This window comes from Hymenobacter nivis (genome assembly GCF_006439025.1).
Taxonomy (GTDB): Bacteria; Bacteroidota; Bacteroidia; order Cytophagales; family Hymenobacteraceae; genus Hymenobacter; species Hymenobacter nivis_A.
In genome coordinates this window covers 22545-43612 of sequence record NZ_RCYZ01000009.1, presented here as the reverse complement: position 1 = coordinate 43612, position 21068 = coordinate 22545, and the positions used below count along the sequence as shown (strand labels likewise).

Sequence of the window (21068 nt, the reverse complement as noted above, 5' to 3'; positions counted from 1 at the left end):
GCCATGTCCTCCGCCCATTCCCACCCACCCGACCACTACGCAGCCCCCAACCTCTCGGCCACCGGCCGCGGGTGGCGCTGGCTGGCGGCGGCAGCCATTTTTGGCAATATTTTCCTCAACTACTACTCCAACACGCACCCGCTGAACGGGCAGACAATGGGCACCGTGTCGGCTAAATACCCGACGCTGCTGACGCCGGCGGGCTACGCATTCAGCATCTGGGGCCTGATTTTTCTAGGCCTAGTTGTATATGCAGTGTGGCAGCTACTGCCGGCTCAGCGCCTGCTCTCGCTGCCCGACGCGCTTGCCAAGCCCCTGGCCCTGGCCAACGTGGCCACCGGCGCGTGGGTGGTGCTGTTTGCCTACGAGCTGATTCAGCCCAGCGTGGGCGTGATGCTGGTCATTCTAGGCACGCTCATTGCCGCCTACGGACGGGCCCGGCGGCGGGTGCTGGCTGGGGCGGCCCCGGCCTGGGCCAGCCTGCCGGTGGCCCTGTACCTGGGCTGGATTTCAGTGGCCTCGGTCATCAACGTCACCATTGGGCTGCAGCAACTGGGGTGGCAGCCAGTGCAGGGCGGGGCCATCGTGCTGGCCCTGGTTCTGCTGGTGGTGGTAGTGGCCCTGGGGCTGCTTGTGGCGCGGGTGTTTCAGGAAATGGCCTTTCCGCTGGTGATGGCCTGGGCCCTGGTAGCTATTTGGGTGGTGCGGCTGCGCGAAGTGCCCGAGCTGGGCTGGGCCGCCCTAGCCGGCGCGGCCGTAGTGGCCATTGGGGGCGTTGCGCTGTCGCGGGTGGGTGGCCGCCGGCAGCCCTGGGAGATTGCCACGGCCGCCGCCGAAGCCCAAAACGCTGCCCTGGCCCGTAGCCGCACCGCCGCCGAAGCTGCCGCGGCTAGCCAAAAGCCGGCGTAGCGCGCGCCGCGTAGCTTTGCGGGGTCTCACCTTCACTTTGTGCTATGCGTCAAAAATTCGTTGCCGGCAACTGGAAAATGAACCTCACCTACCCCGGGGCCCTCGCGTTGATTTCTGAAATCGCGGACCAGCTGGGTGCTGCCAAGCCTACCGACCCGGTGGTGGTGGTCTGCCCCCCGTTCCCCTTCCTGTCGGGGGTGGGCGAGCACCTGCCCAAGGGCGGATCTGTGCACCTGGGGGCCCAAAATGCCCACCATAAGGAGGGCGGCGCCTACACCGGCGAAGTAGAGGCCAAGATGCTGGTTTCGGTGGGCTGCGAATACGTGATCCTGGGCCACTCGGAGCGCCGCCAACACTTCCGCGAAGACGATGCGCTGCTGGGCCAGAAGCTGAAAACGGCCCTGGCCGCTGGCCTCAAGCCCATCTTCTGCGTGGGCGAGTCGCTCGAAACCCGTGAGGCCGACGAAACCTTCGATTTCATTGCCAAGCAGCTCAAGGACGGCCTGTTCCACCTCAGCAACGAGGAGTTTGCCCAGGTGGTCATCGCCTACGAGCCCGTGTGGGCCATCGGCACCGGCAAAACTGCCACCAGCGCCCAGGCGCAGGAGGTGCACGCCTTCATCCGCGAGCAGGTGGCCCGCGCCTACACCGCCGCTGCGGCCACCGACGTGTCCATCCTCTACGGTGGCTCGGCCAATGCCCAGAACGCCCGTGAGCTGTTTAGCCAGCCCGACGTGGACGGCGGCCTCATCGGCGGCGCTTCGCTGAAAGCAGCTGATTTTGTGGCTATTGTTCGGTCGTTTTAAGTGCCGGGGCCCGCTTTTTGCCTTTAGGGCCCCGTAGCTTTTTCGTCCTTTAACCCACCGCCCGCCCGTGTTTTTCTCTTTTCTCTGCGCGGCGCTGCTGGTGCTGGGGCCCCCGCCCACGCCAGGCGTTGGGGCCCCCAAGCCGGCCGCCAGCCGGCCGGTGCTTGTGGCCCGTAGCGGCTCCATCGACCCGTGCAAGGTGTTCGGTTCCATCTACCTCGAAACCGATCCGCGCCGCCGCGCCGGCTGCTTCGGCATCGTGTACGTGGAGCCCGACCAAGCCTTCGCCGATTTGCTGGTATTCAAAGAAGACAACAAGCTCTTTGCCGACAAGGCCGGGCTGTGGGCCGAGGCCCCCAACCGCGAGTTTGCTGACTACGTGCTGTTTGTGACGCCCACCCGCGGCTTGGCCGATTTCACGATTCACTACACGCCGGCGCGCTCCTTCGCGGGCTGCAAAACGCAGTAGCGCCGCCCGCTGGCCGCGCCGCCCTGCCAAAAGCCGCTTCCCCCAGGAAGCGGCTTTTTTTGTGGGGCCCCAAGTGGGGCCCCGGGCCGCCAGGGCGGGCGTATTTTGCCGCCGATGGAATTAGAACTACGTAATGTCTCCAAAGCCTTCGGGCCCAAAATCGTGCTGCGCGGCGTCAGCCTAACGGCCCGCACCGGCATGTGCGTGGGCGTGCTGGGGCGCAATGGCGCGGGCAAAAGCACGCTCTTCAACCTGCTCACCAACGTGCTGCTGCCCAGCCAGGGCCAGCTCCTCATCGACGGCGTGGCGCTGGGCGAGACCTTCCCCGTGGCCGTGAAGCGCCGCCTGGGGGCGCTGGTGAACCAGGCGTACTTGGTGGAGGAACTCACGGCCGAGGAGTACCTGCAATTCGTGGCCCGCATCTACGCGCTGCCCGATGCCCAGGCGCGCATTGCCAGCCTGCTGGGCCACCTGCTGGAAGACTACGAGGCCGTGCGCCGCAAGCGCCTGGCCACGTTCTCGACCGGCATGAAGCAGCGCGTGGCCATCGCCTCGTGCCTGCTGCACCGCCCCGAGCTGCTGATTCTCGACGAGCCCTTCAACGGCCTCGACGTGTTTGCCGCCGACCGCGTGCTGGGCCTGCTGCGCAGCTACCAGCCCCAGGCCCTCGCCTTCATCTCGTCGCACAACCTGGCCCACATCGAGCAGCTGGCCACCCACTTGCTGGTAATTGACGAGAACGAAGTGAAATTCTGGGGCACGATGGATGAGTTTGCCCACGGCAACCGCGCCGCCCTCAGCGATGCCCTGCTCCAGCTGCTGCACCCCGCCACCAGCCACACCCAGGACCTGACATGGCTGACCGCGCAACGCTAGGGCCCCCGGCCGCCGCGGGCCGGCTCGGCCACTTCCTGCCCTACCTGCTGGGCCACCGCCTGGGGGCCCTGTTTTGGCCCGCCGATGGGGCCTCGCGCGCCGGCATCTTGTTGCTGCTGGTCCTCACGGCTGGCTACGGCGCGGGCCTGGGCTACCTGCTGGGCCACGCCCACGCCCTGGACGCGGCCCTGCGAATCGACGAGCTGCTCCTGGCCCTAAACGCCACCCTGCTGGCCTCGGCGCTGCTCGTCGATTTCTTGCCCGGCCTGCGGCGCGTTGCCCGCGTGGTGCCCGAACATTTCCCGGTTTCGGCCCGCTGGAACGTAGTAGCGGCCTTCCTGCTCGATTTCATTACCCTGCGCCGGCTCATGCTGCTCGTGCTGCTGCTGGCGGCGCTGGCCGTGGCGCCCCGGCACGCGGGCAGCACCGGCTTCAGCCTGCTGCTGGTGCTGGGGGCCACGGTGTTCAGCTTCAACCTGCGGCTGCTGCTGGCGCTGGGGCGCTGGCGGCACCCGCTGCTGCTGGCCCACCTGGCCAGCCTGGGCCTGATGCTGTGGTGGCTGGCCCATCCGGGCGCGCCCTACGCGGCGGCGCTGGGCCTGGGCATGGCCCTGCTGCCGTGGGCATTGGGGGCGGCGCAGCTGGCCTGGCTGGGGCCCTATTTCAGCGCCCGCTTCCTACCTGCAGCTCCGGCTGCCGCCACCGCCCCTGCCGGGGCCCTGCTGCGCCGCCTGCCGCCCGAGCACCGCGCCTACCTGCGCCGCACGTGGGCCATGCTGGCGCTGGGCTTGGCCCTGAAGGTGCTGCTGCTGGGCCTGGCTCGGTGGCAGCTGGCCAACGGGCTGGGCATCGGCAAGCAGTACACGTTCTACCTGGGCCTGGCGGGCATCAGCGGCTTCACCTACATCAACAACAACCTGTTTGGCTTCGTGCAGGCGCTGGCAGCCAACGAGTTGCTACGCCTGGGCCTCACGCGGCGCGTGCTGGGGCTGTACCTGCGGCTGGTGGGGCCCGTGGTGGTGCTCGATGGCCTGCTGAGCGTGCTGCTGGTGCTGGCCCTGTTTCCCCGCGCGGTGTGGCCCTACCTGGGCCTAGTGCCGCTCTACGGCCTGGCGCTCAGCAGCCTGGGGCTGTGGGGCAGCCTCTACCAGGCCAAAACGGTGAGCAAGGCCATCAATTTTTCCAACGTCAACAAAAACAACAGCTTCCTGATGGGCCTGGCCACGGTGGCGGTGGCGGCCGCGCTGTACTTCCTGCCCGGGTGGTGGGCACGGGTGGCGCTGGCCCTGGCCCTGGCCGCCTCGGCGTGGTGGCCCGTGCGGGCGGTGCTGCGCAACGACGGGCCCCTGCGCCGCCGGCTGTGGCGCGGCATCGGGGCCTGATTTTTCGGCGACCTTTGCGGCCGTAACAGGAATTGAAAATTAAAGATGAGGAATTAAAAATGGCCAAATCGGGCCTTGAATCCCCTCATTTTTAGTTTTTAATTCTTCATTCTTAATTTCTCTTACCGCATGGATTTTATTGAACTGACCGTTGAGGCCCCCCGCGAGCTGGCCGACATCCTGGTGGCCGAGCTGGGCGAAGTAGGCTTTGACACTTTCGAAGACAACGACGCCGGCTTTTGCGCCTACACCACCGAGGCCGCGTTCGACCCCGACGGCGTGGCCGAAATCATGGCCCGCTACGAGGCCCTGGGCGAGCTGAGCCACTCGCACCGCGTCATTACCCGCCAAAACTGGAACGCCGAGTGGGAGAAAAACTTCCAGCCGCTCATCATCGCCGAGCGCGTGTCGGTGCGGGCCCCGTTCCACCCCGAGCCCGCGGGCGTCGACTACGACATCGTGATTATGCCGCGCATGTCGTTCGGCACGGGCCACCACGAAACCACGGCCCTGATGATTGAAAACCAGCTCTATATCGACCACCGCGGGCTGCGCGTGCTCGACATGGGCTGCGGCACGGGCATCCTGGCCATCATGGCCGAAATGCTGGGGGCCCGCCAGGTGCTGGCCGTCGACGTGGAGCCCTGGACCGTGGAAAACGCCGCCGACAACGCCGCCGAAAACCAGTGCCGCACCATCGAGTGCCGCCTGGGCGGGGTAGAGGTGCTGGCCGGCGAAGCGCCCTTCGACCTCATCTTGGCCAACATCAACCGCAACGTGCTGCTCGAAGACATGCACGCCTACGCCGCCCTGCTGCCGGTGGGCAAGCCCATCCTGTTCAGCGGCTTCTACGAGGAAGACTTGGATAAAATAAAGAATGAAGCGACGCGTCACGGCCTGGTTTACGAGCGCCACCGCACGCTGCGGAGCTGGGTATCGGCACTTTTCGTAAAAGCGTGAGAAAATTATAACATATCAAGATAATTCACTTAAATATTTGATAGAAAGGAGATTGAAATATAATAATTAGGGCCCTGGGCACGTTTTTCCCGGTGCGGCGCGTTGCCGTACCGGGCAGGCGGGCCGGGGCAGGGGGCAGATGTCCCGGCAATTTCCGAAATTGTAGCCCCGACGCTGCACCTGCGCTATCAATCCTTGGGGCGCGGCGGGTTTTAGATTGCTATTGCTATGAGATATCTCCTCGTTGCGGCCGCCTTGGCGGCCGGTGTATTGGGTGCGACCCGGCCGGCGGCGGCCCAGGCCGTGCCGGCCGCCAAGGCTGCGGCCACGCCGCCCGCGGGCCCCACCCGCGGCAAACTTTCGTCCGAGCCTGCCCAATTCATTGTGGACGTGCAGGCCATGCTGGCCAGCACCAACAACGCCCCGGCCAAGGCCGTGGGGGCCCAACTCCAGCAGCTGTGGGGCGGCGGCAGCTTCACGGGGCCCCAGCAGGCGCGCATCGTGGAGGTATCGCAGGCCATGCTGGTCAAGAAATTCCGGCCCCGGCCGCAGTTTGAAACGTTTTTCAAGGCCCTGATTGGCGCGGCCACTACGGCCAAGCTCAGCCCCGCGCAGCTCGACCAATACCTCGATGTGCTGGCCCAGACGCTGGACAAAGAACCCGCCACGGAAACTGATAAGTTTCTCACTTCCAGCAGCCGGTTCCTGAACGGCGGGTACCTGTACCGCTCGGGCTTCAACTCGCTGCGGGCGTCGGGTGGCACCGTTTCGTTTGCCTATTCGCCCATTGCGGCCCCGGTTTCCAACCTGGAGTTTGGGGCCCCCACGCCGGTGAAGGACGAGCCGCTACCGGCCGCCAAGCCCGCCGCCAAACCGGCTGCTAAGGCCGCTCCCAAGGCTGCCGCCAAGCCCGTGGCCAAAAAGAAAAAAGCCAGCAGCGGCTGGGATACGTCCGACCTGTGGTCGTCGCCGGCGGCCAGCAGCGGCTGGGGCGACAAGGACGACGGCTGGGGCAAGGCCGACGACGGCTGGGGGGCCCCCGCCAAGAAAAAGGCCCCGGCCAAAAAAGCCGTAGCCAAGGCGGCCCCCAAAGCTGGGGCCCCCGCCAAGGCCGCACCCGCCCCGGCTACAGAAACCGCCGCTACCCCGGCCGCCAACGCCGCCGACTTTGCGCCCAGTACCGCCGGCTTCGAGCCCAGCGCCAGCTACGATGCCTACTACCCACCGCCCACCCGGGGCGCCGTGCTGGTGGTGAAAGACGCTGAGCTGGTGATGGGCACGGCCGGCGACTCGGTGGCCCTGCACCAGGTGAGCGGCACGGTGGTGCCCGGTACCAGCCGCTTCGTGGGCACCGGCGGTCGGTTTGACTGGACGATTAAGAACAACCCCGTGACGGCCGTGCTCGGCGGCTTCGACTTCGACCTGAGCAAGCCCGAGTTCACGGCCCAGCCCGTGACGCTTACCTATGAGGCCCTGCTCGAAGCGCCCGTGAAGGGGGCCCTGAGCTACCACAGCGTGCGCCGCAAAGCCGGGGCCGCCGACAACGGCTACCCGCGCTTCATCTCCCTCACCAACGATGCCCGCCTGAAAAACCTGGGCAGCAACATTGCCTACCGCGGCGGTATCTCGCTGGCCGGCAGCCGCTTGCTGAGCGCCGCCCTCGATGGTTCGCTGGCTACGCTGGTGGTGAGCGAGGGCGGCCAGCGCAAGTTCCGGGCTGCCTCGCGGGCCTACATTCTCAGCGATTCGGTGATTACCGCCGGCCGCGCCGCCGTCACCATCTACCAGGGCCAGGACTCGCTGACGCACCCCGGCGTGGCGGTGCGCTACCTGCGCGACAAGCAGCTGCTGCGCCTCTCGCGCGAGGACGGCCTCTACAAGAATACGCCCTTTAACGACTCGTACCACAAGCTCGAAATCCGCTCCGAGCAGCTTACCTGGGACCTGCACCAGCCCACCATCGACTTTGCGGTGCTGACGGCTAAGAACCAGCAAACGGCTGATTTTGAGAGCCAGGAGTTCTATACCGACTCGCGCTACCAGCAGATTAAGAGCATCAACCGGCTGCACCCGCTGCAAATGCTGGTGGGCTACAGCCAGGACCACGGCAACGCCCGCACCCTGAACGTGACCGACATGGCCACCGACCTGAACACGGCCGAGGGCAACCTGCGCAGCGCAATGGCCGGCCTGGCCCGCGAGGGCTACGTGCAGTGGAACGGGGCCACCGGCAGCGTCACCATCCTGCCCAAAGGCCTGCACTACGTGGGCTCGGCCCGCAACCGCAAAGACTACGACCACCTGGCCATCAAGTCGTTGTCGGGGGCCGGGCGTAACGCCACGCTCAACCTGGCCAATAACGAGCTGCTCATCCGCGGGGTGGACCGCTTCAACTTCACCGACGACTCGCTGGCCGTGTACGTGCGGCCCGATAGCAGCCTGGTACGGGTGCAGAAAAACCGCAACATCAAGTTCAGCGGCACGGTGGTGGCGGCGGCCATGCGCTTCAAGGGCAAGGAGTTCGCCTTCGATTACGACGGATTTTACGTCGACATGGCCAAGATTGACTCGATGGTGATTCGCAGCCAGCCCAAGAAGGTGGCCGGCAAGAGCAACAACGGCAAGCACTTTGACTTCGCCCTCACCAACCGGGGCAAAGTATCGAGCGGCCGGCTGTTCCTGAACGACCCGCGCAACAAGTCGGGCCGCAAGAAAAAGCCTAACTTCCCGGCCTTCGATTCCAAAACCGGTTCCAGCGTATTCTTCGGCAAGCAGGACGTGCTGGGCGGGGCCTACGACTCGACGATGGTGTTCGACATCCCGCCCTTCCGCCTCGACTCGCTTAACAACCTGGGCCAGACGGCCACTGGCTTCGACGGCACGTTCCGCAGCGGCGGCGTCATCCCCGACATCAAAACCAAGCTCACGCCCCAGCCCGACGGCTCGCTCGGCTTCGTGTACGACGTGCCCAAGGAAGGCTTCCCGCTCTACAAGGGCAAGGGCCGCGTGTTCAATAAAGTGAAGCTCGACAGCCGCGGCCTGCAAGCCGACGGCACGGTGAAGTACCAGAGCGGCACGTTCACCTCGGACCGGTTCACGTTTTACCGCGACTCGGTGGTGACGGAGGGCAAGACCGGCGAAATCGCGGCCCGCAATTCGGCCGGCGTCAACTCGCCGCGCATGGCCCTGCCCCCCGGCTACCTCATGAACTGGGTGGTGAAGTCGGACTCCATGTACCTCACCACGCCCCGCGGCACTGGGGCCCCCATCAAGCTCTACGCCAACGACGCCTACAGCTTCCGGGGCAAGGCGCTGCTCACGCCCAAGGGCACCGGCGGCAACGGCCGCCTCGACGGGCCCCAGTCGTTCATCAAGTCGCCCGATTTTACCTTCAAAACCGATGGCTACAGCGGCCGCAAGGCCACGTTGAGCGTGAAATCGGCTGAGGCCAACAAGCCCGCCCTTACCGCCAACGAGGTGGCGTTTCAGTACGATTTGAAGAAGGGCTACGCCGATTTTGCGCGCGAGCCCGACAGCAAGGCCAGCATCGATTTGCCGTACTCGCAGTTCCGCACCACCCTCAGCGGTGGGCGCTGGGACTTTAAGAAGAAGCAAGTGCAGCTGCGGGTGGCCCCGGGGGCTGACTCTACCAAGTCGTACTTCTACGCCACCGGCGAGGCCCAGCGCGGGCTGAAGTTCCGGGCCGCCACCGGCGTGTACGACCTGGCCCGCTACCGCCTGCAGGCCGGCGGCGTGCCCTACATTGCCGCCGCCGACGCCTGGATTGTACCCGATTCGGGCCGGGTGAGCATCCTGGCCAACGCCCAGATCACGACCCTGCACAACGCGGGTGTGGTGCTCGACTCGCTGGCCAAGTTCCACCGCCTCTACAAGGGCAACATCAAGGTGGTATCGCGCGAGGCCTTTACCGGCGATGCCTTGTATAGCTTTAAAACGGTGCGCGACTCGTTCGCCCTCAAGTTCACCAACTTCGCCAGCGACTCGGCCACGGTGGCCACGGCGCGCAAGGGCGGTGGCCTGTTTAAGAAGAAGGCGGTGGCCGATGCTGGGGGCCCCGCCCAGGGCCTGCCCACGGTGGCCGTGGCCACGGTGCAGACGAATACCAAGTTTCTGCTGGCGCCGCGCATTGGCTACCGCGGCGACGTGAAGCTGAACTCGCAGAAGCGGGGCCTGATTTTCGACGGCCAAGTGCAGCTGCAATTCGGCAAAGACCTGGCCCGGGCCCAGTGGTTCCCGGTGAAGGATAGCATTGACCCCAAGAACATTACCCTGACGCTGCGCGACGCCAAAACTGAGGACGGGGCCCCGCTCGTAACCGGCCTATTCCTGTCCGACCAGTCGAACAGCGTGTACCCGCTCTACGCTTCGGCGCAGACCAACGAGACGGACGTGCCGCTCTTTACCGTGGACGGCAAGCTGCACTACGACGCCAAGCAGGGCCTGTTCACCATCTCGCGCAACGACCTGACCGACGCCAACCGCTACGATGGCGCCGTGATGACCTACAAGGACTCGACGGGCCAGATGGGCTTCCGGGGGCCCCTTACGTTTATTAAGTCCACCAAAGAGTACCGCATGGTGGGCAGCGGCGTGGGCGTGGCCAACCCCGACAGCGCCACCTACCAGGTGGACGCCTTGCTGGGCCTTGACATTGTGATGCCCGCCAAGGCCCTCGACGTGCTCGGCGCCGAGATGGCGACCGTGACCAAGGGCTTGCCCGAGGCCCTGGACGGCTCGCCCAATGAACTGTATAAGTTGGGCGAGTTTGTGGGCAGCAAGGGCGTGGAGAGCTACCTGAGCAACAAGGGCCAGGCCGTGGCGCTGGCCAAGCTCAGCCCCAAGCTGGCCCACACCCTGCTGCTGAGCCGCGTGAACCTGCGCTGGAACGACAAGAAAAAAGCCTGGTACTCGGTGGGCAAAATCGGGGTGGCTGGCGTGGGCAAGCAGAGCCTGAATGCGCTGGTGGACGGCTACGTCGAAATCAAGCGCAGCAACTCGACGGATGAGGTGGAGATTTACCTCGAAGCAGGGCCCCAGGATTGGTACTACTTCAAGTACGCCAACAACCTGCTGCTCACCAAGAGCCAGAGCGACAACTACGATGGCGAAATCACCAAGGCCCAAAAAGGCGACTACAACACGGCCCTGAACTACGGCGTGTTCCTGGGCGACTTTGGCGACGTGGACGGCTTCCGCAGCCGCTTCCAGAAGGACTACTTGGGCCAGAGCGGCAAGCTGGCTGCCCGCGCCGCCGCCCCGCCCAAGGCCGAGGAGCCCACAGTGGACACCGGTAAGAAGAAGAAAAAGAAGAAGGGCGACGATGCCTTCGGGGCCGACGAGGCACCCGTGGCGGCCGATGCGGCCCCCGCCCCAGACAACGGCAAGAAGAAGAAAAAGGCCAAGGACAACGACCCCTTCAGCAGCGGCGAAATCACCGACGCCAGCACCCCGCCGCCGGCCGAGGACTCGGCTAAGAAGAAGAAAAAGGCTAAGGGTGACGACGCCGACGCCACGGGCACCGCCGCCACGCCCGCGGCCCCGGCCCCGGCCGCCCCAGCCGCTGGGGCCCCCGCGCCGGCCAAGCGTGATGCCGCCGTGGCCGCCCAAGCCGACGCCGCGCCCGCCGAGGAGCCCGCCAAGGAGGCCAAGAAAAAGAAGAAGGACCGCGACAAGGAACAAGCCGCCGCCGCCGATGCCGACGCCCCCCCCGCCGACGCTCCGGTGGACGATGCACCCAAGAAAAAGAAGAAGAAAAAAGGCGCCACTGAAGACCCCTTTGGTGATTCATAGAGCCAGCCGAAAAGGCCCCACTGCCCCGCAGTGGGGCCTTTTTTTGGGCCCCCGGCGGCGGCCGGGGCCCCGGTGTACCTTTGCCCGGCTATGAATATTCCTTTGCTGCTGCTAGCCCTGCTGGCGGCGTACCTGCTCGGTTCCATTCCCACGGCGCTGTGGGTGGGCCGCCGCTTTTTCGGCCTGGCCGACATCCGCCAGCACGGTTCCGGCAACGCCGGGGCTACCAACACCTTCCGGGTGTTGGGCAAAAAGGCCGGCTCGGCCGTGATGGCCATCGACGTGCTGAAGGGCTACGTGGCCACGGCCCTGCCCGCGTGGCTGGCGGTGGCCCCCCACGGCTCGGGGCCCCTGCTGTACGCGCAGCTGGGCGCGGGGGCCCTGGCGGTGCTCGGGCACATCTACCCGGTGTGGGCCCAGTTCCGGGGTGGCAAGGGCGTGGCCACCATCCTGGGTATGATGCTGGCGCTGGCCCCGGCCACGGTGGGCGTGTGCGTGCTGGTGTTTTTAACGATGCTGGCGCTGTTTCGCTACGTGTCGCTGGCCAGCATGACGGCCGGCCTGGCCTTTGCGCTGCTCCAGCTGCTGCCCGCGTTCCGGCCGGCGCAGCCGCTGCTGCTGTGGGTGGGCTTCGCCATTGCCGTGCTGCTCGTGTACACCCACCGCGCCAACATCGGGCGGCTGCGCGCCGGCACCGAGAGCCGCGTGCCCATGCCCTGGGCCCGGTAGCTTTTCTTGCAGGTGGGAATGAAGTAAAACAGCGCCGCTACCCGGCTTTCACCCCATACTCTTCCGTTGCTTCCCGCTCCTTACTTTCCGCGCCCCATGCACCCTTTCCCCCGCCTCGAAACCCCGCGCCTGGTGTTGCGCGAACTGGCTGATGCCGACATTCCGCGCATTGTGGCGTTGGCCAGCGACGAAGCCGTGGCCCGCAACACCCTAAACATGCCGCACCCGTACCGCCCCGACTACGCGCAGAACTGGCTGAAAATCACCCGGGAGGCCTACGAGCTGGGCGCGGGCGTCACGTTTGCCCTCGAGCTGCGGGCCACCGGCGAGTTCATCGGCGGCATCGGCCTCAAAATTGAGCCGCGTTTCGACCGCGCCGAGGTGGGCTACTGGCTGGGCCTGCCCTACTGGAACCAGGGCCTGATGACCGAGGCCCTGGCCGCGGTGCTGCGCTACGGCTTCGATGAGCTGCTGCTCAACAAGATAATGGCCAACCACACCGTCCAAAACCCGGGCTCGGGGGCCGTGATGCGGAAGAATGGCATGGTGAAGGAGGGCGAGCTGGTGGAGCACGTGAAGCGCGACGGCCAGTACCACACCCTGGCCCAATACCGCCTCACCCGGCGCGAATACGCGCAACGCCCGGCTCTGGGTGGTGTCCTTTAAGCCCGTCGTTTGAAGCCAGCCGGCGCAACTACTGTTTATTCAGCTTTTACTGATACTGATTCCTCCCACCCTTATTACCCATCCTATGGCTGCCTCTTACCTTGCCGATAACCAGCAGCGCTTCCTTGATGAGCTGCTCGACTGGCTGCGCATCCCCAGCGTATCGGCCGACCCCAAGTTCCAGGGCGACGTGCGGCGGGCCGCCGATTTTCTCAAGGCCCGCCTCGAGGAAGCCGGCGTAAACAACGTGGCCCTGTGCGAAACCGCCGGCAACCCCATCGTGTACGGCGACTACCTCACCGACCCCGCCCTGCCCACGGTGCTCGTGTACGGCCACTACGACGTGCAGCCCGCCGACCCTTACGAGCTGTGGCAGTCGCCGCCGTTTGAGCCAGTCATCAAGGACGGCAAGATTTACGCCCGCGGGGCCTGCGACGACAAGGGCCAGGCCTACATGCACGTTAAGGCCTTCGAGATGATGATGCGCGACGGCCAGGGCGGCGTGCCGTGCAACATTAAATTCATGATTGAGGGCGAGGAGGAAATTGGGTCCAACAACCTGGCCCTCTTCGTGCAGGCCAACAAAGAGAAGCTGCAAGCCGACGTCATTCTGCTCTCCGATACCGGCATTATTGCCAACGACGTGCCCAGCATCGAGGTGGGCCTGCGGGGCCTCAGCTACCACGAGGTAGAGGTGACGGGCCCCAACCGCGACCTGCACTCGGGCCTCTACGGCGGGGCCGTGCAAAACCCCATCAATGCCCTGTGCGCCATGATTGCCAGCTTGCACGACGAAAACGGGCACATCACCATCCCCGCTTTCTACGCCAACGTGGAGGAGCTCACGCCCGCGGCCCGCGCCGAGCTCGCCAAGGCCCCCTTCAACGAGGCCGAATTTGAGGCCAGCATCGGCCTGCCCGTGGCTTACGGCGAGGCCGGCTACAGCACGCCCGAGCGCACCAGCATCCGGCCCACGCTCGACGTGAACGGCATTTGGGGCGGCTACACCGGCGAGGGTGCCAAAACGGTTATTGCCTCCAAGGCCTTCGCCAAAATCTCGATGCGCCTCGTGCCCAACCAAACCAGCGACGAGATTACGGCCCTGTTTCAGGAGCATTTTACCCGCATTGCCCCGGCCGGCGTTACGGTGCAGGTGCGGCCCCACCACGGCGGCGAGCCCGTCGTCACGCCCACCGATTCGGCTGCTTACCGCGCCGCCGCCGCCGCCATGGAAACTACCTTCGGCAAGGCCCCGGTGCCCACGCGCGGGGGCGGCTCCATCCCCATCGTGGCCATGTTCAAGTCCGAGCTGGGCATCGATTCGGTGCTGCTCGGCTTCGGCCTCGACTCCGACGCCATCCACTCGCCCAACGAGCACTTCGGCGTGTTCAACTTCCTCAAGGGCATCGAAACCATCCCGCACTTCTACCGCAACTACGCCGCCGCGGAAACGCGCTAGGGCCCCCAGCTACAAGCCGAAAAAGGCCCGGCATCCGCAAGGACGCCGGGCCTTTTTCGGCCTTAAATAGCTTGGCTTCTAGTTGAACGAGTACGTGGCGTAGAGTTGAAACGCGCTGTTGCGGTCGCGGGGCTGCACCGTCGTGTTGCCGTTTACCGAAGATTTGGGGAAGTTGGTGAACGCCCCGTTGTAGCGCAGGCCGATACCCAGGCCGTGCTTGAGCTGATAGCCCAGGCCCGCCAGGTAGCCAAAATCAATGCTTTTGTAGCTGGGCGTAATGTCGGTTGATGTACTGCCATCCTGGTACTTCGCGGCCACCAGGAAACCCACCTGGGGCCCTGCTTCGAAGAAGAAACCGTCGGTATTGACGTGGAACGCCAGGGGCACATCCACGTAGTGCAGGCGGTACTTATTGTCCACCGCATTAGTTTTGGCGCCCTTTTGCGAGTACAGCACTTCGGGCTGAAAGGCAATTAGCCGCGTCAGGCCAATGTTAGCGAAGATGCCGGCATTGAAACCAAAGCGATTGGTGTAAGCATTCTTCGCGTCGGCTCCCACAAAGTTGGTGAGCGACGCGCCCGCCTTGAGGCCCAGCGACACGTTGCCGCCGCGGCCCCGGTACTGGGCCTGGGCCGCGCTGGCGAGGCCGGTGAGCAGCGCAAGGGTAAGAATTGATTTTTTCATGAAAATTGGTTCGGTGCAAAATAAGTAGGCCGTAAAAATACGGTGCTATATTTTTAGGTATTAACACGGTTATTTATTTTAATGAATAAATGTTTCGTAACGGATGAAGTTGATAAATATTTTACTGCTTTAATGAAATATTTTTATAATGGCTTAATAATAAATAATAATGTAATCTATTGGCTCAAAACAAAAGCCCGGCCTTATATAAAGGCCGGGCTTTTGTTTTGTTTTAGCAAGTTAGCTTATTTGCCGCCGAAGGCGTAGCCCACTTGGAATTGAAATACCGAGTTGTGCACGCTGGGGTTGCTGGCCAGAAAGCCGTTGCTGGTCGGCGAAGCCTTGAGGGTGGTCGAAGGGCCGTCTTTGTAAGCTTTTGAGAAGTCGCCGGTGTAGCGCAAGCCGAGGCTCAAGCCGCTGGTGAGCTGGTAGCCAATGCCGCCAACGTAACCAATCATCACTTTATTCAAGTCGCGCGTGGTGGTTTCGTCCGTGAATTTGTTGCCGTTGGCTTGGAGGAAATCACGGTTATGCAGCACAAAGCTGCCCTGGGGGCCCAGTTCGAAAAACAAGCCTTTGCCCGCGTCACCAGCATTCACGCGGAGCATGATGGGAACGTCGAGGTAGCCCAGCGTGCTTTTGAAGGTCGTGCCGCTCACGCCTTGGAAGTTGTCAACCGAAGCGCCTTTCTGCGAGTACAGCACTTCTGGCTGAATCGAGAAGTTATCTGCCACTCCAAAGTTGGCAAATACCCCAGCGGCAAACCCAGCTTTGTACTCGCTACCTTTCGAATCAGTGCCCGAAAAAGTGGCGCCGTTGAAGCCGCCTTTCACACCATATTTAATACCAGTCTGGGCATTTGCGGTGCCAACGATGCCGGCAAGGAGGGCGAGGGGGAGAATTACTTTCTTCATGATTGAAAGAATGTAAAAAAAGAAATAATTAATAATTGCCCGCGGTGGCAACCTGCTACCGAAAACGTGTCTTATATCGAATCTGTGATTAATAGGGTTGCGATTTTTTGATAAAAAATAACTACTTCAAATAATTCAGAATTAATTCACGCAATTAATTCTGAATTATTTTCTTACTGACGCCGTGGTGCTGAAAGCATTAGGCCCACACTACGGCTTGGCTAATGGTGCCGCCCACCCGCCCGACAATTTCAGCGGCCCAGGGTGGCCAAGCCGGGGTGCCGCCCGCGCTGGGGGGCGCGCCGCGCGGGCGGGCGCTGGGGGCCCCGGTAGGGTGGGGCAATGCACGCCGGGGGCCCCAAGCGCCGCTTGGGGCTGGTTTCTACACGGTTCGGCCAAAAAAAGGCCGGGCGGGTTCCCTGGCGTTCCCATCTTTCGGCTGCGGCTGCACCAGTGGCGGCATTGCCTTATGGAAACGTTTTTTCAATTCAACCGCTACCTGCACATCACGGCGGGCGTTGTTGGGTTCTTTGTGGCCCCGGTGGCCTTGGCGGTGCGCAAGGGCGGGGCGGCCCACCGCCTCTGGGGCCGCGTGTTTTTTTGGGCGATGGCAGTAGCCGGCACCACGGCCATTGCTGGGGCCCAGCACATCCACAGCCTGTTTTTGTTGCTCACGGCGGTGTTCAGCTTGTACATGGCGGGATTTGGCTACCGCTCCCTTTTCCTGAAGCCGCTGGCCTGGGATGCCCGCGTAGGGGCCTTCGACTGGGCGGTGGCGGGCACCGGGCTGATGGTATTTGCGGGCACGGTGGCCTATGCTTTCGCGGCGGGCAATGTTCCCGTGGGCGTGTTTGGGGCCCTGGGGGCCTTCACGGCGGCACGGCAGCTGCGGGGCTACGCCAAGGCCGGCCGCTGGGCCAAAAACCAGTGGCTGCTGAACCACATTTCGGGCTTCATGGCGGCATACATCGCGGCAGTGTCAGCGTTCTCCGTTACCAGCCTGCGCTTTATCCCGTTTCCGTACAACTTCTTGTGGCCCACAGCGCTGGGGGTACCCGTCATCTGGTGGTGGCAGCGCCGGGTACGGGGAAACCAAGTAGCAGTGACCAGTGAGCAGTTAGCTGTAAACAATCAATTAAACTGCTAACGGGTCACTGCTAACTGCTTATTGATGCTTTTCACCAGCCCTGGCCCTTCGTAAATGAAGCCGGTGTAAAGCTGTATCAGCGACGCGCCGGCTGCTAACTTTTCCTGCGCATCGGCTGCCGAGTGGATGCCGCCCGCCCCGATGATGGGCAGGGCCCCCGCGCTACGCTGGTGCAGGTAGCGGATCACTTCCGTGGCCCGTGCGCGCAGCGGCCGCCCGCTGAGGCCCCCCGCGCCCAGGCCCGCCACATGGCCGGCCTCGGTACGCAGGCCGCCGCGGCCAATGGTGGTGTTGGTGGCCACGAGGCCGCTCAGCTGGGTTTCCTGCGCAATTTCGAGGATGTCGTCGAGCTGCGCGTCGGTGAGGTCGGGGGCAATTTTGAGGAGCAGGGGGCGTGGCACGGGGCGGGCCAGGTTGCGGGCCTGCACCTGCTGAAGCAGCTCAATGAGCGGCTTTTTCTCTTGTAGCTCGCGCAGGCCGGGCGTGTTGGGCGAGCTCACGTTCACCACGAAATAGTCCACCACGTCGGCCAGGGCGTCGTAGGCGGCTAGGTAGTCGGCGGCTGCTTCGGCGTTGGGCGTGTCCTTGTTCTTGCCGATGTTGCCGCCGATGATGAGCTGGCGGTTGCGCCGCCGCGCCAGTCGCGCTGCCACCACCGGGGCCCCGTCGTTGTTAAAGCCCATGCGGTTGATGAGGGCCCCGTCGGCGGGCAGCCGGAACAGGCGCGGTTGGGGGTTGCCGGGCTGCGGCCGGGGCGTCACCGTCCCAATCTCCACGAAGCCGAAGCCCAGCGTGGCCAGCTCGTCAGTGAGGGCGGCGTTCTTATCGAAGCCCGCCGCTAGGCCCACCGGGTTCGGGAATTTCAGCCCAAATACCGTGCGCTCCAGGCTTGGGTGCTGGTAGCCGTAGAGGCCGCGCAGCAGGGGCCCCACGCCCGGCACGCGGGCTGCTCGGCGCAGGTTGTCGAACACGAGGTGGTGGGCGCGCTCGGCGTCGAGCTTGAACAGCAGGGGTTTGACGAGGGATTTATACATACATAGGCTTTTACCCGGCCCAACCTTCGCGGTCGAGGCTGCGGTACTGAATGGCTTCGGCCAGGTGCTGGATTTTAATTTCGTCGGTGCCGGCGAGGTCGGCAATGGTGCGGGCCACTTTCAGGATGCGGTCGTAGGCGCGGGCGCTCAGGCCGAGGCGCTCCATGGCCGTTTTGAGCAGCGTGCGGCCTTCGGGGCTGATTTCGCAGATGTCCTTCACCATCTGGGGTGGCATCATGGCGTTGGAGTGCACGTCGGGGAAGTCTTTGAAGCGGGCCTCCTGCACCCGCCGGGCCCCATCCACGCGGGGCTGGATGTCGGCGCTGGTTTCGGCCTTGCGGGTTTCCGTCATCTGGTCGAAGGTCACGGGCGTCACTTCCACGTGCAGGTCGATGCGGTCAAGCAGGGGCCCCGATACTTTATTCAGGTACTTCTGCACCACGCCGGGGCCGCACACGCATTCCTTCTCGGGGTGGTTGTAATAGCCACAAGGACAAGGGTTCATGCTGGCGATGAGCATGAAGTTGGCTGGAAACTCGATGCTGACCTTGGCCCGGGCGATGGTCACGCGGCGCTCCTCCAGCGGCTGGCGCATCACCTCCAGCACCGAGCGCTTGAACTCGGGCAGTTCGTCGAGGAACAGCACGCCGTTGTGGGCCAGCGAGATTTCGCCCGGCTGCGGGTTGCTGCCCCCGCCCACCAGGGCCACGTCCGAAATCGTGTGGTGCGGTGATTGGAAAGGGCGCGTGCTCAGGAGCCCGCCGCGCCCCAGCTTGCCAGCCACCGAGTGGATCTTGGTGGTTTCCAGGGCCTCCTGCATGCTCAGCGGGGGCAAAATGCTGGGCAGGCGCTTGGCCAGCATGGTCTTGCCCGCGCCCGGGGGCCCTATCATAATTACGTTGTGGCCCCCGGCGGCGGCAATTTCCAAGGCCCGCTTGATGTTTTCTTGGCCCTGCACGTCGGCAAAATCGGCCGTGTACTTGTTCACCGCGTGCTGAAACAAGTCGCGCGTGTCCACCACCGTGGGCTTCACGTCGGCGCGGCCCTCCAGAAAGTCGATGGCCTCCTGCATGCTGCCCACCGCCAGCACGTCGAGGTGGTTGACGATGGCCGCTTCCTCGGCGTTTTCCTTGGGCAAAATGATGCCCTTGAAGCCCTCCTTGCGGGCCTGAATGGCAATGGGCAGCACGCCCTTGATGGGCCGCAGTTTGCCGTCGAGCGACATTTCGCCCATAATCACGTAGTCGCCCAGCCGCTCGGTGTTCAGCTGCTGCGAGGCGTGCAAAATGCCCAGCGCAATGGGCAGGTCGTAGGCCGCGCCCTCCTTGCGGATGTCGGCCGGGGCCATGTTCACCACGGTTTTGGTGCGCGGCATGCGGTAGCCGCGGAACTTCAGGGCCGCCTCAATCCGCTGCTGGCTTTCCTTGATGGCGTTGTCGGGCAGCCCCACCACGTTAAAGCCCGTCCCGGCCGACACCACCACCTCCATAATAATAGTATAAGCATTCACGCCCTGCACGGCCGAGCCGAAGGTCTTGGTTAGCATAATGAGTAATTAATAATATAGGTTGAAGAAGTAGCTAATTAATAATTAGGTGGTCATGCAGAGCGAAGCGAAGCATCTTTCCAGCGTCACTAACCATTGATTACTGCCGCAGGAAAGATGCTTCGCTTCGCTCTGCATGACCGCCTTTTTCCAATAGAAATAAACTAACCGATGACCAGCTGCTCGATCAGCATGATCAGGATGTGAATCACCTTGATGTGGATTTCTTGGATGCGGTCGGCGTAGCCGCTGTGCGGGGCCCTGATTTCCACGTCGCAGATGCCGGCCAGCGCGCCGCCGTCTTTGCCGGTGAGGGCTACCACTTTCATGCCCAGGGCCTTGGCAGCCTCGGCGGCGCGCAGCACGTTGGGCGAGTTGCCGCTGGTGCTGAGGGCCAGGAGCACGTCGCCGGGCCGGCCCAGTGCCTCCACGAAGCGGCTGAACACGAACTCGAAGCCGTAGTCGTTGGCCACGCAAGTCATGTGCGAGGCGTCGGTGAGGGCAATGGCGGCCAGGGCCCGGCGGTCGGCGCGGTAGCGGCCGCTGAGCTCTTCGGCGAAGTGCTGGGCGTCGCAGAGGCTGCCGCCGTTGCCGCAGGTAAGAATTTTGCCGCCATTCTTGAGGCTCTGCGCCATCAGCTCGGCCGTGGCGGCGATGCGCGCCGGGTTGGTTTCGTCGGCCAGGAAGCGGTCGAGCACGGCGCGGGCATCGGCTAGCTCGGCGTGGATGGTGGCGGTAAGGGCAGTGGTGGTGGGGTGGGGCACGCGAAAAGGGGAGGGCACGGGTTGAAGAAAGCTACAGCGGCGGCCGCTCGGCCGAGGGCGTGTTGGGCAGGCTGGGGTCGTGCTGCGGAAAAATGGGCCGCTGCGGCGCGGGTGGCGCCGTAGGACCCCCGTAGTGGCCGGGGCCCCCACCCGGGGCCCCAGGGCCTATAGGGCCCCCGGGGCCCCCGCCGAAGGCAGCCGGCCGGTTGGCCTGCTGCTGGTTCGCCCGCTGTTGGTTGGCCTGCTGCTGGTCGTAGAGATTGGCTTTCAGCTCGTTGATGCGGCCGTCCTGCTTGGCCACGGTGCGGCGCAGGAGGCTGCTGTCGAGGCTCTCCACGAGTAGCTGCACGGCCAGTACCACGGCCCCGATGGTGGCCAGCAGCTGGAAGAAATTCCGGTCGCGCGTGAGTTCGTCTGCTGCCGAGCCCAAGCCCGACACTGACCGCTGCACCGCCGGCACCAGCAGGAAAAGAAGGGCCAGCAGCAGGTACACCAGCACCACGACCGAAACGAAACGTTTGAGCGCAACCATGAGGAAAGGGGGTTTAGAAAGAGAAAAGGTTGAGGAAGGAAAGAGGCCGCAAATTACTTCCCTTGGGGCCCCTGGCTACTCGGCGCGCCGGGCCGAATCGGCGGCCAGGACGGCCGAATCGGCCCGGATGGGCACCCGGCCGGCGGCCCGCTGGGCATCCTGGTCGGCCCGGATGGCCTGGAGGAGCGCCTGATTTTTGGCCTTGAGCGTTTCCATCTGCGTTTCGTAGGCTGGCCGCTGCTGGCTGCGGTAGTATTTGTAGCCGAAGCGCAGGGCCAGCATCAGCAAGATTAAAAAACCGAACCAGCGGGAGGTGTTTTTGCCAAACATGAGCAAGGAGGAAGGAAGAGGCCGCGCCCTAAAGATAGGCTCTGCGGGGG

General features: G+C 64.1%; 18 protein-coding genes. 11 read left to right on the top strand and 7 right to left on the bottom strand.

From position 1 onward, the window contains the following. The first annotated feature begins 3 nt into the window (after positions 1–3). The 10 genes from EAH73_RS19010 to EAH73_RS18970 all read left to right on the top strand — a co-directional run bounded on the left by EAH73_RS19010 (position 4) and on the right by EAH73_RS18970 (position 14067). A complete protein-coding gene (locus EAH73_RS19010) occupies positions 4–909 on the top strand; it encodes a tryptophan-rich sensory protein (protein WP_140469016.1) in 906 nt (301 codons plus the stop codon). Positions 910–953: 44 nt separating this feature from the next. Further along, complete coding sequence (gene tpiA, locus EAH73_RS19005) at positions 954–1715, top strand: triose-phosphate isomerase (protein ID WP_140469015.1); 762 nt, start codon at positions 954–956, stop codon at positions 1713–1715. Between the two features lie 67 nt (positions 1716–1782). Beyond that, on the top strand, positions 1783–2184 hold the full coding sequence (locus tag EAH73_RS19000) for a hypothetical protein (RefSeq protein WP_140469014.1): 402 nt from the start codon (positions 1783–1785) through the stop codon (positions 2182–2184). Positions 2185–2298: 114 nt separating this feature from the next. Further along, positions 2299–3060 (top strand): ABC transporter ATP-binding protein, encoded by a 762-nt coding sequence (locus tag EAH73_RS18995; protein WP_140469013.1) that lies wholly within the window; start codon positions 2299–2301, stop codon positions 3058–3060. Continuing rightward, entirely contained in the window at positions 3039–4442 is a 1404-nt protein-coding gene (locus EAH73_RS18990; RefSeq protein WP_140469012.1) for a hypothetical protein, read from the top strand. Before EAH73_RS18995 ends, EAH73_RS18990 begins: the two co-directional genes overlap by 22 nt. 129 nt (positions 4443–4571) lie before the next feature. Further along, positions 4572–5402, top strand: a complete 831-nt coding sequence (prmA, locus tag EAH73_RS18985; protein WP_140469011.1) for a 50S ribosomal protein L11 methyltransferase — start codon at positions 4572–4574, stop codon at positions 5400–5402. A gap of 228 nt (positions 5403–5630) precedes the next feature. Continuing rightward, positions 5631–11213 (top strand): hypothetical protein, encoded by a 5583-nt coding sequence (locus EAH73_RS23205; protein WP_161599608.1) that lies wholly within the window; start codon positions 5631–5633, stop codon positions 11211–11213. Positions 11214–11303: 90 nt separating this feature from the next. Next, complete coding sequence (gene plsY, locus EAH73_RS18980; protein WP_140469010.1) at positions 11304–11942, top strand: glycerol-3-phosphate 1-O-acyltransferase PlsY; 639 nt, start codon at positions 11304–11306, stop codon at positions 11940–11942. A 96-nt stretch (positions 11943–12038) separates the two neighbouring features. After that, complete coding sequence (locus EAH73_RS18975) at positions 12039–12608, top strand: GNAT family N-acetyltransferase (RefSeq protein ID WP_140469009.1); 570 nt, start codon at positions 12039–12041, stop codon at positions 12606–12608. A gap of 85 nt (positions 12609–12693) precedes the next feature. Continuing rightward, positions 12694–14067: a dipeptidase gene (locus EAH73_RS18970; RefSeq protein WP_140469008.1), complete on the top strand. Its 1374-nt coding sequence runs from the start codon at positions 12694–12696 to the stop codon at positions 14065–14067. 78 nt (positions 14068–14145) lie between these two features. Here EAH73_RS18970 and EAH73_RS18965 read toward each other — a convergent pair whose 3' ends face one another. Further along, a complete protein-coding gene (locus tag EAH73_RS18965; protein ID WP_140469007.1) occupies positions 14146–14751 on the bottom strand; it encodes a porin family protein in 606 nt (201 codons plus the stop codon). A gap of 245 nt (positions 14752–14996) precedes the next feature. Further along, a complete protein-coding gene (locus EAH73_RS18960) occupies positions 14997–15665 on the bottom strand; it encodes a porin family protein (protein WP_140469006.1) in 669 nt (222 codons plus the stop codon). A gap of 469 nt (positions 15666–16134) precedes the next feature. Here EAH73_RS18960 and EAH73_RS18955 point away from each other — a divergent pair, with 469 nt between their 5' ends. After that, complete coding sequence (locus EAH73_RS18955) at positions 16135–16812, top strand: hypothetical protein (protein WP_140469005.1); 678 nt, start codon at positions 16135–16137, stop codon at positions 16810–16812. Here the strand turns inward: EAH73_RS18955 and EAH73_RS18950 are convergent. From EAH73_RS18950 to EAH73_RS18935, 5 genes are all read right to left on the bottom strand, one after another. Beyond that, positions 16809–17846 carry a quinone-dependent dihydroorotate dehydrogenase gene (locus EAH73_RS18950; protein ID WP_140469004.1) on the bottom strand — a complete coding sequence of 346 codons (1038 nt, stop codon included), beginning with the start codon at positions 17844–17846 and terminating at the stop codon, positions 16809–16811. The two genes, EAH73_RS18955 and EAH73_RS18950, sit on opposite strands and share 4 nt — an antisense overlap. Before the next feature lie 10 nt (positions 17847–17856). After that, a complete protein-coding gene (locus EAH73_RS18945; protein WP_140469003.1) occupies positions 17857–19392 on the bottom strand; it encodes a YifB family Mg chelatase-like AAA ATPase in 1536 nt (511 codons plus the stop codon). A gap of 164 nt (positions 19393–19556) precedes the next feature. Continuing rightward, positions 19557–20174: a D-sedoheptulose 7-phosphate isomerase gene (gene lpcA, locus EAH73_RS18940; RefSeq protein WP_410503812.1), complete on the bottom strand. Its 618-nt coding sequence runs from the start codon at positions 20172–20174 to the stop codon at positions 19557–19559. Between the two features lie 13 nt (positions 20175–20187). Beyond that, positions 20188–20688, bottom strand: coding sequence for a hypothetical protein (locus tag EAH73_RS23325; protein WP_170214099.1), 501 nt, complete (start codon positions 20686–20688; stop codon positions 20188–20190). A gap of 75 nt (positions 20689–20763) precedes the next feature. Next, on the bottom strand, positions 20764–21018 hold the full coding sequence (locus tag EAH73_RS18935) for a hypothetical protein (RefSeq protein ID WP_140469002.1): 255 nt from the start codon (positions 21016–21018) through the stop codon (positions 20764–20766). Positions 21019–21068 lie beyond the last annotated feature (50 nt).

Coding starts and splice junctions, on each gene's coding strand:
- EAH73_RS19010 (WP_140469016.1), top strand. CDS start 4: ATGTCCTCCGCCCATTCCCACCCACCCGACCACTACGCAGCCCCCAAC.
- tpiA (WP_140469015.1), top strand. CDS start 954: ATGCGTCAAAAATTCGTTGCCGGCAACTGGAAAATGAACCTCACCTAC.
- EAH73_RS18995 (WP_140469013.1), top strand. CDS start 2,299: ATGGAATTAGAACTACGTAATGTCTCCAAAGCCTTCGGGCCCAAAATC.
- EAH73_RS18990 (WP_140469012.1), top strand. CDS start 3,039: ATGGCTGACCGCGCAACGCTAGGGCCCCCGGCCGCCGCGGGCCGGCTC.
- prmA (WP_140469011.1), top strand. CDS start 4,572: ATGGATTTTATTGAACTGACCGTTGAGGCCCCCCGCGAGCTGGCCGAC.
- EAH73_RS23205 (WP_161599608.1), top strand. CDS start 5,631: ATGAGATATCTCCTCGTTGCGGCCGCCTTGGCGGCCGGTGTATTGGGT.
- plsY (WP_140469010.1), top strand. CDS start 11,304: ATGAATATTCCTTTGCTGCTGCTAGCCCTGCTGGCGGCGTACCTGCTC.
- EAH73_RS18975 (WP_140469009.1), top strand. CDS start 12,039: ATGCACCCTTTCCCCCGCCTCGAAACCCCGCGCCTGGTGTTGCGCGAA.
- EAH73_RS18970 (WP_140469008.1), top strand. CDS start 12,694: ATGGCTGCCTCTTACCTTGCCGATAACCAGCAGCGCTTCCTTGATGAG.
- EAH73_RS18965 (WP_140469007.1), bottom strand. CDS start 14,751: ATGAAAAAATCAATTCTTACCCTTGCGCTGCTCACCGGCCTCGCCAGC.
- EAH73_RS18960 (WP_140469006.1), bottom strand. CDS start 15,665: ATGAAGAAAGTAATTCTCCCCCTCGCCCTCCTTGCCGGCATCGTTGGC.
- EAH73_RS18955 (WP_140469005.1), top strand. CDS start 16,135: ATGGAAACGTTTTTTCAATTCAACCGCTACCTGCACATCACGGCGGGC.
- EAH73_RS18950 (WP_140469004.1), bottom strand. CDS start 17,846: ATGTATAAATCCCTCGTCAAACCCCTGCTGTTCAAGCTCGACGCCGAG.
- EAH73_RS18945 (WP_140469003.1), bottom strand. CDS start 19,392: ATGCTAACCAAGACCTTCGGCTCGGCCGTGCAGGGCGTGAATGCTTAT.
- EAH73_RS23325 (WP_170214099.1), bottom strand. CDS start 20,688: ATGGTTGCGCTCAAACGTTTCGTTTCGGTCGTGGTGCTGGTGTACCTG.
- EAH73_RS18935 (WP_140469002.1), bottom strand. CDS start 21,018: ATGTTTGGCAAAAACACCTCCCGCTGGTTCGGTTTTTTAATCTTGCTG.